Consider the following 13,099-nt stretch of genomic DNA (forward strand, 5'->3'; position numbering starts at 1 on the left):
GCGAACCAGCCAGGGAAAGCGCGTTCTGCCAAGGGATCCGCGCTCAGCACGGATCGAGGTGGCGGCCGAGGTGATCCTCACGGTCACGCTGAACACGGCACTCGACCTGACGTACGGCGTCACGGCCCTCGTCCCGCACTCCAGTCACCGGGTCACCGAACTCTCCGAGCGCCCCGGCGGCAAGGGCATCAACGTCGCCCGGGTCCTCAACGCCCTCGGCCACGACACCGTCGTCACCGGCTTCGCCGGAGGCGCCACCGGCTCCGTACTGCGCGAGCTGCTCGCGGCCCTCCCGCCCGGCCGTGCGCGCCTCACCGACGCCCTCGTCCCGGTGGCCGGCGACACCCGCCGCACCCTGGCCGTCGCGGACCGGGCCACCGGCGACACCACCCAGTTCAACGAACCCGGCCCCCACATCACCGCCACCGAGTGGGCCGCCTTCCTCCGCTCGTACGAGGAGCTGCTCACCGGCGCCGACGCCGTCGCCCTCTGCGGCAGCCTGCCCCCCGGCATCCACGTCGGCGCCTACGCCGAACTGATCCGGCCGGCCCGCGCCGCGGGCGTGCCCGTACTCCTGGACACCAGCGGCGAACCGCTGCGCCGCGGCATCGCCGCCCGACCCGACATCGTCAAGCCGAACGCAGACGAGCTCGCCCAGCTCACCGGCTCCCGCGAACCCCTGCGCGCCACCCTTGACGCCCGCCGCCGCGGCGCGCACGCGGTGATCGCCTCACTGGGCCCGGCCGGCATGCTGGCGGTCACCCCCGACGGCAGCTGGCAGGCGTCCCCGCCGGCCCCCGTGAAGGGCAACCCGACCGGGGCGGGCGACTCCGCGGTGGCCGGACTGCTGTCCGGCCTCGTCGAGGACCTGAGCTGGCCTGACCGGCTGCGACGGGCGGTGGCACTGTCGACGGCGACCGTGCTGGCCCCCACCGCCGGCGACTTCGACCGCGCGGCCTACGAGGAGCTGCTGCCGCGCGTCGCCATCGAGGAACACGCACCCGCGGCCTGAGGCCGCACCCGCACCGGACACGCCGCACGGCGGCGGGTCCGAGGAAGCAACAGAGGTCAGCATGCCGCTCGTCAGCACCGGTGAACTCGTCTCCGCCGCCCAGGCCGAGGGACGCGGAATCGCCGCCTTCAACGTCATCACGCTGGAACACGCGGAGGCCATCGCCACCGGTGCGGAGCGCGCCGGAGCCCCGGCCATCCTCCAGATCTCCGAGAACGCCGTGAAGTTCCACGGCGGCCGGCTCTCCGCCATCGCGGCCGCGGCCGCCGCCGTCGCGCGCACCTCCGCCGTCCCGCTCGCCCTCCACCTCGACCACGTCGAGTCCGTCGAGCTGCTGCACCAGGCAGCGGACGAGGGCTTCGGCTCGGTGATGTTCGACGCCTCCAAGCTGAGCTACGAGGAGAACGTGCGGGCCACCGCAGAAGCCGTCGCCTGGGGCCACGAGCGCGGCATCTGGATCGAGGCGGAGCTCGGCAAGGTCGGCGGCAAGGAGGGCGAGGCCCCGCTCGACGCCCACGCCCCCGGCGTCCGCACCGACCCGGCCGAGGCCGCCGCGTACGTCGCCGCCACCGGCGTCGACGCGCTGGCCGTCGCGGTCGGCTCCTCGCACGCCATGACGGAGCGCACGGCCGCCCTGGACCACGCCCTGATCGGCCGGCTGCGCGACGCCGTCCCCGTCCCGCTGGTGCTGCACGGCTCCAGCGGCGTCCCGGACGACGAGATCCGCCAGGCCGTCGCCTCCTCCGGCATGGTCAAGATCAACGTGGGCACGGCGCTCAACACCGCGTTCACCGGAGCCGTCCGGGCCCACCTGACCGAGCACACCACGGGCGTGGACCCGCGCAAGTACATCGCCCCGGGCCGCGAGGCGATGGCCGCGACGGTGGCGGGGTTCCTGGCCCTGATGGGCTGACACCTCCGCCATCACCCCTACGGCGGGTAGCCGCGTATGGGGCGCGGGTAGGTGGAGGCGGCATTTGCACAACACCCGCCTGCTGACTCAGCGCAGAGAACGCACATGTGGCCTCTCCCGGATTCGGACCCGGGAGAGGCCACAAACGGTTCACCCGCAATGAGCTAACCCTTCGCAGGGGTGACTTCCAGCCAGTCCAGGATCACGTCGCACTGATTGCCGTCCTGGCAAGAAATACCGATCTCGTTCTCACCCTTGACCAGGTCGACGGGCGCCCAGGTGGTCTGCCAGTTCTTCTCCCAGTTCGGGTCCGAGGAATGGACGAAGTCCTTGAGCCCGATCGGCTGCGAGTTCGGCTTCCCGTTGACCGTCAACGTGGCGTTGGCGTCCTTGCCGGGGATCGCGTAGCGCACCGTCAGACGGTACGAACCGGCCTCCTCCATCGCGGCCTGCCACGTCACGGAGGATCCGACGGCGTTGAAACCGGAAACGTAGGAGCCGTCGGGGCCCTCGGCACCCTTGACGCCCTTCTCCACGGCCGCCGTGCCACCGAGCTTCAGCGACGCCGCGTCCTGCTTCGGGAGCTCGACGGGGGCCGAGGCGCTCGGGGAGTCCTGCGGCTTCGGCGACTCCTCGACCTCACCGGGCGCGCCGGAGGAGGAGGACGCCGTGTCGTCGTTCTTCTTGTCCTTGTCGCCGTCGCCCGTCATCAGGGCGGCGCCGATGCCGATGAGCACGACCGCGACGACCGCGACCGCGCCGATCAGCAGGCCCTTGGTGTTGGGGCCGCCCTTGCCGGGACCGCCGCCGTTGCCCCGGCCGCCCTGGTGCGGGACCTGGGAGGTGGAGGCACCGGGGTACGTCTCCGGGGCCGCGTACTGCGCGTTCTGCTGCCCGTACTGGCCCTGGGGCTGGCCGTACTGGGCGTTCTGCCCCTGCGGCGGGTAGCCGTAGGCCCCCTGCTGCGGCACCTGCTGCCCGTACTGGCGCTCGCCGACGGTCCGCACCTGGTTGTACGAGGTACGCGGTACACCGGGCTGCGAGGCGGGACCCGGGTAGCCGTAGCCACCCTGACCCGGCGGCTGTGCGCCGGCCGCTCGCCCGTCCTCGTAGAGGTAGCCGAACGGGTCGTCGTCCTCGGGCGTGCTCGCGCCGTTGTTCCCGGCCATCCCTGGGTCACTCCTCACCATGTCGTCGGCCCTCGCCGTATACCGTCAGCCCTCGCCGACCGGCCGAGCCTACCCCGAACGCACCACGTCAAGAATTGCCGGAGGTGCTGCGGGAACCGGGGCGGGGTAAGCGCACAACACGTCGGCAAACGTCAGCCGGCCCTGCGGTGAACCTTCGATCTGGACCGCTTCTCGATGTACATCCGCTGGTCGGCGGAGCGCAGCACCTCTTCGGCGGTCATGCCGCACGCGGCCCAGCCGATGCCGAAACTGGCCCCGACGCGCACCGCCCGGCCGTCGACCCGAATGGGCGGAATGATGGCGTTACGCAGGCGTACCGCCAGGTCCGCGGCGTCTGCGGACCCCAGCCCGTCCGCGAGGACGACGAATTCGTCACCCCCGAGCCGGGCGACGGTGTCACCGTCGCGGACACAGGTGGAGAGCCGGCGGGCGACCTCGATGAGAACCGCGTCACCCGTGTGGTGGCCGAAGCGGTCGTTGATCGACTTGAAGCCGTCCAGGTCGCAGAAGAGGACCGCGAGCCCCTTCGACCCGTCGTCCTTCCCGTTGTCGGGTGCGACGGAATGCACATGGTGGTCGTACGGGCCGACGCCCGCCCCCGCGTCGAAGCCGTCGACGGGGAAGCCGTGCACCCGGGCCTCGTCCACGTCGCCGTACGCCGCGTCCAGCGCCTGCACGTCCGTGGACGCCACCGCGTTCGGGCGCTCGCAGAGCCGGGCGCTGAGCCGGGAGCGCAGCTCCGCGCTGTTGGGCAGGCCGGTGAGGGCGTCGTGCGAGGCGCGGTGCGCGAGGTTCAGCTCGTGGCGCTTGCGCTCCTCTATGTCCTCGACATGGGTGAGCAGGAAGCGCGGCCCGTCCGCGGTGTCCGCGACGACGGAGTTGCGCAGCGAGACCCAGAGGTAGGTGCCGTCCCGGCGGCCCAGCCGCAGTTCGGCGCGGCCGCCCTCGGCGGAGGTGCGGAGCAGGGTGCCGATGTCCTCGGGGTGGACCAGGTCGGCGAAGGAGTAGCGGCGCAGCACGGAGGCGGGGCGGCCGAGCAGCCGGCACAGGGCGTCGTTGGTGCGCAGCAGCCGGCCGTGCTGGTCGCCGCCCATCTCCGCGATGGCCATGCCGCTGGGGGCGTACTCGAAGGCCTGGCGGAAGGATTCCTCGCTGGCCCGCAGCGCCTGCTGTTCACGCTCCAGGCGGACCAGGGCGCGCTGCATGTTGGCGCGGAGCCGGGCGTTGCTGATGGCGATGGCCGCCTGGGAGGCGTACATCTGGAGGGCCTCGCGGCCCCAGGCGCCGGGGTGGCGGCCGTTGCGGGGGCGGTCGACGGATATGACGCCGAGGAGGTCCTGGCCGCCGCCGGAGGCGTACATCGGGGCGTAGAGCCGGTCCTGCGGGTGCCACTCGTCCTCGAAGCGGGGCTCGGGGCCCTCGGTGTGCCACTGCGGGACGTCGTCGTCGAGGAGGACCCAGCCGTCGGTGTGCGGTATGAAGCGGAGCTCGTCCCACGGCTCGCCCATGGCGAGCCGGCGCTCCCAGGAGGTGCGGGAGCCGACGCGGCCGGTGATCAGTGCCTCGGCGGCGCTGTTGCCCGCGAAGGCGGCGACCACGAGATCACCGTCGGGACGGACGAGGTTGACGCAGGCAAGCTCGTAGCCGAGACCGGCGACGATTCCGTCGGCCACGGTCTGCAGCGTGTCGGCCAGGCTCCGTGCCGTGTTGAGATCGGCCACGGCCTGGTGCAGCTGCCGCATCGTCGCAAGACGGACGTACGGCTCCGACTCGGCCTCCATCGCTCGCACTCCCCGAGACCTCGACAGCACTCCAGGTTTCATATCGGCGTACTTGACGTACTTACTGCAGTGTCACGGCCACTGAATCACAGTGAGCTGTGCACCCGGTACACAGGGTCAACAAATATCGCGCTCTGTGAGCCAAGTCACAACAGATGGTAAAGGATTCCGGCCCGGCCCCACGAACAGGTCCGAGGACCCGGCTGGTCCTAGGACCTGGCTGGTCCCCTGGCCCGATGCGCCGACGGCCCGCGCGCGGCTAGCGTGCCCGGTGTGTTGCAGACGAAGCCCCCCGCCCCGCGTCCCCGGCCCATCCCCCATGCTGAGGGGGTGAGCAACGACGAGTTCCGCGGCGCCCTGGCCCGACTGGCCGCCGGCGTGGTGCTGATCACCGCGCAGGAGCCGCCTCTCGACGAGCACGGGCGCGGCGAGGACGTCGGCATGACCGCGACCGCGTTCATGTCGGTCTCGCTGGATCCGCCGCTGGTCATGGTGAGCCTGCGCAACGACTCCCGGATGGACGACCTGCTGGCGGAGCAGCCGCTGTGGGCCGTCTCCGTCCTGTCGGAGAGCCAGCGGCACATCGCCGGACGGTTCGCCATGAAGGGCCGGATCAGCGACCGGCTGCTGTTCGAGGACATCCCCTATGTACGCGGGGAGGTCACCGGAGCCCCGCTGGTCGGGGGCGCGCTCGCCACCCTGGAGTGCCGCACGGAGCAGCGCGTCGTGGCGGGTGACCACACGCTGGTGATCGGACGGGTGATCGGCGCGCAGCTGCCGAGCGGGGACGGCAGCCCGCTGGCGTACTTCCGCGGGCGCTACCGGCAGCTGGGCTGACGGGAGCCGCAGACTGACGACGACCGGGCCGGCGGCGACAAGGGCTCATGACGGCCTCGTACCGCACCGGGCCGCCCGCGGCCGGTCCGTTCACCAGTCGCGGCCCGAGCGGCCGCGCTTGGTGTCGCCGCGCTGCTTCTTCTCGCGCAGCCTGCGCTCGTTGATGCCGCGCGGGATCTTGCGCTTGCGGCGCGGCTTGGGGGGCGGCGCCGTGGCCTCGGCCAGCAGGGCGGTGAGCCGTACGGCGGCCGTCTCGCGGTTGCGCCACTGCGAGCGGTGCTCCGAGGACCGTACCGACACCACGCCGTTGACCAGCCGGTTCGCCAGCCGCTCCAGCGCGCGTTCCTTCCACACCTCGGGCAGCGACTCGGTCGCAGCGAGGTCGAAGCGCAGCTCCACCTGGGAGTCGCTGGTGTTGACGTGTTGCCCGCCTGGCCCCGAGGACCGCGAGAAACGCCACATGAGCTCGGCCTCCGGCAGGGAGACCGCACCGCGGATGACATAGGGCCCGGACATGACACCCATGTTCCCCGGCCCACCGGGTGTTCGTCACCTTCTTTAGTCACGGCCCTGGTTCTTCCGTCGCGGCCCCCGGCCGTGACGGCCGTCAGTTCGGTAAAGAAAGCAAAGCCGGAAGGAACCTCCCGGTCCCCTGCCTGCGTTATGGAGGGTGACGGTAGCTTCGTGACGACACGGAGCCCGCACACGACAGATGAAAGGGACTTCCCATGGCAGTAAGCCTGTCCAAGGGCGGCAACGTCTCCCTCACCAAGGAGGCCCCCGGCCTCACCGCCGTCACGGTCGGCCTCGGCTGGGACGTCCGGACCACCACCGGCACGGACTTCGACCTCGACGCCTCCGCGATCGCGGTCAACGCCGCCGGGAAGGTCTTCTCCGACGGTCACTTCGTCTTCTTCAACAACAAGGCGACGCCGGACCAGACCATCGTGCACACCGGTGACAACGTCACGGGCGAGGGCGAGGGCGACGACGAGCAGATCAACGTCAACCTGGCAGGCCTGCCGGCCGACATCGACAAGATCGTCTTCCCGGTGTCGATCTACGACGCCGAGACCCGCAGCCAGAACTTCGGCCAGGTGCGCAACGCGTACATCCGCATCCTCAACCAGGCCGGCGGCGCCGAGATCGCCCGCTACGACCTGAGCGAGGACGCCGCCACCGAGACCGCCATGGTCTTCGGCGAGCTGTACCGCAACGGTGCCGAGTGGAAGTTCCGTGCCGTCGGCCAGGGCTACGCCTCCGGCCTGCGCGGCATCGCGCAGGACTTCGGCGTCACTCTCTGACGCTCAGTCCACCCGCTTCACCCGCTTCAACGGAGCCCCCGGCCGAACGTCCTGCGGCCGGGGGCTCCCGCGTGCCCGCATACCACCGATCACCCCCAATGGGGCGCACGACACGCGGTGTTGCGCAAGTGACATAAGTCCGCCGGATAGCGGACACAGACGCACCCCAGTCGGACAAGAACTGGTCAAAGAATTGTGAGGTAATTGTTAGTACACCGTCAATGCCGGTCATTCAGTGGCACGCTCTCCGCTCGTAACCCCCCACGGAACGAGCAACGGAGAACCCATGACCCCCCACATGAACACCCGTCGCGCCGCAGCCCTGGCCGCCGTGGCCGCGATGGTCGTCGTCGGAGTGCAGACCGGTACGGCGAACGCCAGGCCCGCCGCCCCCGACGACGGTTCCTCCGCCTCTCCCCGCACCTCCTCGCCCGCCTTCAGCAGCGCCTCTGCGCGCACGGCGGCCATCAAGTCGGCCCAGACCGACGTCTCCTCGACCGCGGCCACGCTCAAGCTCGGCGCCAAGGAGAAGCTGATCGCCCGTGACGTGATCAAGGACGCCAAGGGCACGGTCCACACCCGCTACGAGCGCACCTACGCCGGACTGCCCGTCATCGGCGGCGACCTCGTCACCCACACCGCGAGCGACGGCAAGCTCAAGAGCGTCACCAAGGCGACCGGCGCCAAGATATCCGTGCCGTCCACGACGGCGAAGATCAAGACCGTGGCGAGTGCCCGCAAGGTGATCTGGGCGGGCAGCGGCAAGCCCGTCCTGGCCCTCGAGTCCGTGAAGGCCGGGGTGCAGAAGGACGGCACGCCGAGCCGCCGCCACATCATCACGGACGCCACCACCGGCAAGACGCTGCACAGCTATGAGGCCGTCGAGACGGCCGGCGTCGGCAACAGCCAGTACAGCGGCAAGGTCGACCTGTCCACGACCGCCTCCGGTTCCGGCTTCGAGCTGACCGACGGCGACCGCGGCGGCCACAAGACGTACGACCTGAACCAGGGCGAGAGCGGCACCGGCGACCTGGTCACCGACGACGACGACACCTGGGGCGACGGCACCGGCAACGACCGCCAGACCGCCGCGGTCGACGCCCACTACGGCGCCGCGCAGACCTGGGACTTCTACAAGTCGACGCTCGGCCGCGACGGCATCGCGGGCGACGGCAAGGCCGCGTACTCCCGGGTCCACTACGGCGACGCGTACGTCAACGCGTTCTGGGACGACAGCTGCTTCTGCATGACGTACGGCGACGGCGCCGACAACAAGAGCGCCCTCACCGGCCTCGACGTCGCCGGCCACGAGATGAGCCACGGGCTGACCGCGTCGACCGCCAACCTCGACTACGTCGGCGAGTCCGGCGGTCTCAACGAGGCGACCAGCGACATCTTCGGCACCGCGGTGGAGTTCTTCGCCGACAACACCACCGACGTCGGCGACTACCTCATCGGCGAGAAGATCGACATCAACGGTGACGGCAGCCCGCTGCGCTACATGGACCAGCCGAGCAAGGACGGCGGCTCGGCCGACTACTGGGACAGCAGCGTCGGTGACCTGGACGTGCACTACTCGTCCGGTGTCGCCAACCACTTCTTCTACCTGCTGGCCGAGGGCAGCGGCGCGAAGACCATCAACGGCGTCGACTACGACTCCCCGACCTCCGACGGCTCCACCGTCACCGGCATCGGCCGGGACAAGGCCATCCAGATCTGGTACAAGGCCCTCTCCGAGTACATGACCTCGTCCACCGACTACGCGGACGCCCGTACGGCGACCGAGAAGGCGGCGACCGACCTGTACGGCGCGGACAGCGCCGAGCTGGCCCAGGTCGACGCCGCCTGGAGCGGTGTCAACGTGAAGTAACACCCCCACGTTGCTCCGGGAGCCGGTCAGCCGTCCGCGGCGGGCCGGCTCCTGCCGTACAGCCAGGTCTTCCACAGCTCCGTCAGATCCTGGCCGGTCGCCTTCTCCACGTAGGCGGTGAAGTCCGCCGTGGTGGCGTTGGCGTGCCGGCGGGCCTTCGTCCAGCCCTTGAGCAGCGCGAAGAACCGCTCGTCGTCGTCCACCGCCTCGCGGATCTTGTGGATCACCATGGCGCCCCGCCCGTACACCGGCGGGTCGGAGATGTTGGCGGCGGCCGGCGGATCGGCGGGCGGGAAGGCCCAGTTGTCGTCGTTCTCGTAGGCGTCGTCGAACGAGTCCTGGGCCGGGGTGTCCTCCTTCTCCTCCTCCCACAGCCACTCCGCGTAGGTCGCCAGCCCCTCGTTGAGCCACATGTCCTGCCAGCTCGCGGGCGTGACCGAGTCACCGAACCACTGGTGCGCCATCTCGTGGACGAGCAGCGCGACGCTCGGCGGCCCGGGGAAGAACGGCCGGTTCTGCGTCTCCAGCGCGTACCCGGAGTCCCCCTTGCGCTCGACGACCGCGCCCGTGGCGGAGAACGGGTACGGGCCGAAGTGCGCGGCCTCCCACTCCACCACCTCGGGAACCCGGGCCACCGTCCGCGCGCTCGCCTTCGCCGACACCGGGTCCACCGCGGTGAACACCGTGATGCCGCCCGCCATGGTCGACGTCTTCGTCTCGAACCGGCCGACGGCCAGTGTCGCGAGATAGCTCGCCATCGGTTCGGCGGTGTGCCAGCGGAACGTGGTGCGGTCCCCGGCCGTCCTGGGCGGACCGGCGAGCACCCCGTTGGAGACCGCCGTCAGCCCCTTGGGCACGGTGACCGCCAGATCGTAGGTGGCCTTGTCGCTCGGGTGGTTGTTGCCCGGGAACCAGGCCATCGCGCCGGTCGGTTCACCCAGCGCCACCGCCCCGTCGGCGGTCGGCAGCCAGCCCTCCTCGGAGTCGTCCGGGTCCGTGATCGTCTTCGGGGAGCCGGAGTAGCGCACGACCGTGCGGAACGTCTGACCCCTGCGCAGCCGGTCCTGGACCTTGATGTCCGGACGCAGCGTCAGCTCGTCACCCGCCCGGCTGACGGCGGCGGGACGCCCCTCCACGGTGGCCGACTCCACGGTCAGCCCGGCCAGGTCGAGGTTGAACGAGCTGAGGTCCTGGGTGGCCCGCGCGGTGATCCCGGCGGTGCCGCGCAGCGTCTTCGCGTCCTGGCCGACATCGAGCGTGAGGTCGTAGTGCGTGACGTCGTAGCCGCCGTTGCCGAGCTTGGGGAAGTACGGATCGCGCACCCCGGAGGCGCCCGGGGTGCCGTGCACCCCACCGGCGCTCGCGTCGCAGCCGGGGGTGAGGACCGCCAGGGCGAGCAGCAGGACGGCGGTCCTGCCCCTGCGGGAGGTGCGTGCGGTGCCGCGTGCCGGGATGTGTGCCGGGGAGCGTGAGTCCACGGCGATGATCCTATGTGCGGATTGTCGGACTGCGGGGATGCGGGACCGTTCCGTTCCCGAAGCCGGTCCTCGCTGCGTCAGAGCACCGCGATTCCCAGCGAACGGTCCCCCGCCGCCGGCCGAACCGGGGGTGTGCCGCCGGCCAGGTCGACAACCGTGATCCCCTTACAGTTCCCGTCCCGGTTGAAGTCCCCGGTGACGTACACCGTCCGGCCGCCCCCGGACACCGCCACGTCCCCGTGCGGACCGTCCAGGTAGGCGACGCGTTCGGTGGCGCCCGGAGCGCGGACGGTCAGCGCGCAAACCACGGCTGTGGGGCCACGGGGATACGGTTACGGACCCGACCCCCGCAAATCGTGGACGCGCTTACCCCGCAGCGGCGGTCGAGCGGGCTGTCCACCAGGTTGGGCCGCATCGCGTCAGTCCCTGACACCCACGCGCTGTTCCTGAGGACTGGACACTGCGATTGCCGCGCACATTACCGAAGCGGCCGATTCGGCAGCGTTCATGGATGCGGCAGCCGAAACGCTGTAAGGCGCGGCGCAGCACCGCCGTGAATCATGCCGCTGAATGTCAAAAATGCATGGCGGAGGTCACCGAGGCGAGAGGCCGGAAACGCAGGCGCGACTGCCGCATCGAACCTGGCCTTCGACCCGTTGTACAACGATTTCCACACGCCAGAAAAAGCCAGACAGATGTCGAACTGAAATCCCCTCGACCCTTTCTTGAACTACAGCGGGATACTCAATTGCCTCTAGTGAATATCTCGACGTCCTCCAGGGCATCATTTGCCGCACCGTGCAGCCCCACGTCCGCCCGGAGGGAACTCACCGCCGCCACTGCTTGCGGTGAAACAGCACCGTGGAGACGAGCCAGGTGTCCGAGCGCCAGTGCGGAGGCCCTCCGCACATCGGGGCTGGAGTGGCTCGTGAAATGGATCACCCATTGCTCCACCCACCCTCTGTCAGGAAGGTAGAGGGATGCCGAAATGAGAGACTCTGCAATATCATATGGATTCCCGTTCTCAAATATTTCCGCAGCGTCATCCATCGACAGCCGGCGCGGCTCTTCATATTGCATGCATTTTCCTTTTTTGCAATAGGTTTTATATTCAAAATAAGGAGTGGTCTAGTCCGAAACTTTAAGCTTCCCCTTACCTGTCACGAGACCGGATTTGCGTAGCGCGCTTTGCATCTCCTGAGTCAGCTCGCCCCATTTGCGCACATGCCCATGGTAGATCCCGGTCCCGTTGTGTGTTTCATCGAAGAGAGCGAACTCGCCAGTTTCACGGTCAACTCCGACCCTGCGCGTCGTGTTGGGGTTGAACGTCAGGGAGTCGTCCAGGGTCTCCTGTGGATGGGTGGGTTCGGGTGCCGCGTTACCTCTCTGGGTTCGGCCATGCTTTGGCGAAGCCTCGAACTTCCGCTTTCCCTTGGTGGCCTCTGACGGCTTCTTCTCGCCGGCCTTGTTGCCCGACGCACCTCCAGATGAGTGCCCGCCCTCCGCACCCCTGCCGCCCGCTGCCGCCATGAGGACAATGCCGGCGGTGCCGATGAGTGCCGCGCTCGTCGCCGCTTCGGCTGTGGCCGTGCCGACCACTCCGACGCCGGCGAGTGCGAGTCCGCCGGGCGGGAACAGGGCGAGGAGGGAGAGCAGGAGGAGGGCGAAGCCGAGGTAGACGAGGAAGTTGTCGAGGGCGTCGAGCAGGTGGAGGGTGGGGACCGCCTTGCCGTCGGGGCCGGCGTCACCGAGTCCTCGGTAGAGGAGCAGGAGTCCGGTGGTGGCGCCTCCCAGGGCGGTGGCGATGCGGAAGCGGTGGGCGGCCAGCGGTTCGCCGTGGGGCTGGACGGATGTCGGCTGCCAGGTGCGGAGCAGGGTGATCAGTTGCCAGGCGATCCAGGCCAGGGCCGCGATACCGAAGCCCATCAGGATCTTCGGGCCGTCGCCGGTGGTGAAGTACTCCTGGAGTCCGGCGGTGGACTTGAATGAGCCGACGCCCAGGAAGAGCAGCCCGGGGAGCATGAGTACGCACGGGATGAGCAGCAGCCGTCTACGTGCGGAAGCCCCGGCTCGGACGGCCCTGAGGCGGGCCCGTATCTCGTCAGGACGCCAGGCCCCCTGCCCGTCGGTGGCGTCCATCTGCGCGGTGATCCGGGCGACCGCCCGGCGCAGTGGCTCGGTCTCATGCGGAGGCGAGAGGGCGGTGGCGTACAGAAGGGAGCGGCGCAGCCGGATGTGGCGCAGCGCGATGAGCAGAGTCCATCGCGGACGCCAGGAGGCGAGCGCAGCATCGCGGCCGCCGTGTCGCCGTCGGTGCGCTCGGTGGCCAGCAGCACTCCCGGCACCGTGCTTTTACCCCGGTGCAGTTGGTACAGGTCGATTGTCATGGCGATGGCCAGGCAGACCAGCGGAACGGCCCAGGCCTTCTCGTTCAGCGTCTCCAGCCACCGTTCGGCCTGTTCCGTGGACTTCTCGGCGGCGTAGTTGTTCACCGCATGATGCGCGGACGCGGCCGCCACCGGAACGACCGCCAGCACGCGTACCCAGCCCCGGGTTCGCCACAGCAAGCCGACGCCCAGCCCCGCCAGTGCCGTCCACACCAGATGGGAGAAAGTCTCGGCGGCCTGTGGCCCGACGATGCTCGACTGGCCGGTGGGGCCGGGAAGCCAGGCGGCGAAAACCTGCTTCAGGCCTGGGATGTACGGCGGGAAGAG

The 13,099-nt window shown here is 69.9% G+C and carries 11 protein-coding genes and 1 pseudogene; 5 read left to right on the forward strand and 7 right to left on the reverse strand.

Going from position 1 to position 13,099, the window contains the following annotated elements; genetic code table 11:
• The first annotated feature begins 70 nt into the window (after positions 1 to 70).
• Together ACIQM0_RS23725 and ACIQM0_RS23730 are read left to right on the forward strand one after the other, a co-directional pair.
• Positions 71 to 1,012, forward strand: coding sequence for a 1-phosphofructokinase family hexose kinase (locus tag ACIQM0_RS23725; RefSeq protein WP_401289852.1), 942 nt, complete (start codon positions 71 to 73; stop codon positions 1,010 to 1,012).
• Between the two features lie 61 nt (positions 1,013 to 1,073).
• On the forward strand, positions 1,074 to 1,925 hold the full coding sequence (locus ACIQM0_RS23730; protein ID WP_401289854.1) for a ketose-bisphosphate aldolase: 852 nt from the start codon (positions 1,074 to 1,076) through the stop codon (positions 1,923 to 1,925).
• A 164-nt stretch (positions 1,926 to 2,089) separates the two neighbouring features.
• On the opposite strand, the gene ACIQM0_RS23735 is transcribed toward ACIQM0_RS23730, so the two are convergent.
• A complete protein-coding gene (locus ACIQM0_RS23735; RefSeq protein WP_401289856.1) occupies positions 2,090 to 3,094 on the reverse strand; it encodes a CBM35 domain-containing protein in 1,005 nt (334 codons plus the stop codon).
• A 152-nt stretch (positions 3,095 to 3,246) separates the two neighbouring features.
• Positions 3,247 to 4,896: a diguanylate cyclase CdgB gene (gene cdgB / locus ACIQM0_RS23740; protein ID WP_401289858.1), complete on the reverse strand. Its 1,650-nt coding sequence runs from the start codon at positions 4,894 to 4,896 to the stop codon at positions 3,247 to 3,249.
• Positions 4,897 to 5,226: 330 nt separating this feature from the next.
• On the opposite strand from cdgB, the gene ACIQM0_RS23745 reads away from it, so the two are divergent.
• Entirely contained in the window at positions 5,227 to 5,733 is a 507-nt protein-coding gene (locus ACIQM0_RS23745) for a flavin reductase family protein (protein ID WP_401289860.1), read from the forward strand.
• A gap of 90 nt (positions 5,734 to 5,823) precedes the next feature.
• On the opposite strand, the gene arfB is transcribed toward ACIQM0_RS23745, so the two are convergent.
• Entirely contained in the window at positions 5,824 to 6,258 is a 435-nt protein-coding gene (gene arfB / locus ACIQM0_RS23750) for an alternative ribosome rescue aminoacyl-tRNA hydrolase ArfB (protein WP_145764821.1), read from the reverse strand.
• 203 nt (positions 6,259 to 6,461) lie between these two features.
• On the opposite strand from arfB, the gene ACIQM0_RS23755 reads away from it, so the two are divergent.
• Positions 6,462 to 7,037, forward strand: a complete 576-nt coding sequence (locus ACIQM0_RS23755) for a TerD family protein (RefSeq protein WP_123460746.1) — start codon at positions 6,462 to 6,464, stop codon at positions 7,035 to 7,037.
• Between the two features lie 286 nt (positions 7,038 to 7,323).
• On the forward strand, positions 7,324 to 8,907 hold the full coding sequence (locus ACIQM0_RS23760; RefSeq protein WP_401289862.1) for a M4 family metallopeptidase: 1,584 nt from the start codon (positions 7,324 to 7,326) through the stop codon (positions 8,905 to 8,907).
• A gap of 26 nt (positions 8,908 to 8,933) precedes the next feature.
• Here ACIQM0_RS23760 and ACIQM0_RS23765 read toward each other — a convergent pair whose 3' ends face one another.
• The 4 genes and pseudogenes from ACIQM0_RS23765 to ACIQM0_RS23780 form a co-directional block, all read right to left on the reverse strand.
• Positions 8,934 to 10,385 carry a M1 family metallopeptidase gene (locus ACIQM0_RS23765; RefSeq protein ID WP_401289865.1) on the reverse strand — a complete coding sequence of 484 codons (1,452 nt, stop codon included), beginning with the start codon at positions 10,383 to 10,385 and terminating at the stop codon, positions 8,934 to 8,936.
• A 77-nt stretch (positions 10,386 to 10,462) separates the two neighbouring features.
• A pseudogene (locus ACIQM0_RS23770) lies at positions 10,463 to 10,684 on the reverse strand (hypothetical protein); the annotation flags it as partial.
• A 445-nt stretch (positions 10,685 to 11,129) separates the two neighbouring features.
• Complete coding sequence (locus ACIQM0_RS23775) at positions 11,130 to 11,465, reverse strand: hypothetical protein (protein WP_401289867.1); 336 nt, start codon at positions 11,463 to 11,465, stop codon at positions 11,130 to 11,132.
• Between the two features lie 48 nt (positions 11,466 to 11,513).
• A complete protein-coding gene (locus ACIQM0_RS23780) occupies positions 11,514 to 12,407 on the reverse strand; it encodes a hypothetical protein (protein ID WP_401289870.1) in 894 nt (297 codons plus the stop codon).
• Positions 12,408 to 13,099 lie beyond the last annotated feature (692 nt).

It is taken from the genome of Streptomyces sp. NPDC091387, from assembly GCF_044756945.1.
Taxonomy (GTDB): Bacteria; Actinomycetota; Actinomycetes; order Streptomycetales; family Streptomycetaceae; genus Streptomyces.

Bases quoted from the DNA above. Each gene is read 5' to 3' on its own strand.
- cdgB (WP_401289858.1), bottom strand. From the start codon at position 4,896: ATGGAGGCCGAGTCGGAGCCGTACGTCCGTCTTGCGACGATGCGGCAG.
- ACIQM0_RS23755 (WP_123460746.1), top strand. From the start codon at position 6,462: ATGGCAGTAAGCCTGTCCAAGGGCGGCAACGTCTCCCTCACCAAGGAG.
- ACIQM0_RS23730 (WP_401289854.1), top strand. From the start codon at position 1,074: ATGCCGCTCGTCAGCACCGGTGAACTCGTCTCCGCCGCCCAGGCCGAG.
- ACIQM0_RS23760 (WP_401289862.1), top strand. From the start codon at position 7,324: ATGACCCCCCACATGAACACCCGTCGCGCCGCAGCCCTGGCCGCCGTG.
- arfB (WP_145764821.1), bottom strand. From the start codon at position 6,258: ATGGGTGTCATGTCCGGGCCCTATGTCATCCGCGGTGCGGTCTCCCTG.
- ACIQM0_RS23735 (WP_401289856.1), bottom strand. From the start codon at position 3,094: ATGGCCGGGAACAACGGCGCGAGCACGCCCGAGGACGACGACCCGTTC.
- ACIQM0_RS23775 (WP_401289867.1), bottom strand. From the start codon at position 11,465: ATGCAATATGAAGAGCCGCGCCGGCTGTCGATGGATGACGCTGCGGAA.
- ACIQM0_RS23780 (WP_401289870.1), bottom strand. From the start codon at position 12,407: ATGCTCCCCGGGCTGCTCTTCCTGGGCGTCGGCTCATTCAAGTCCACC.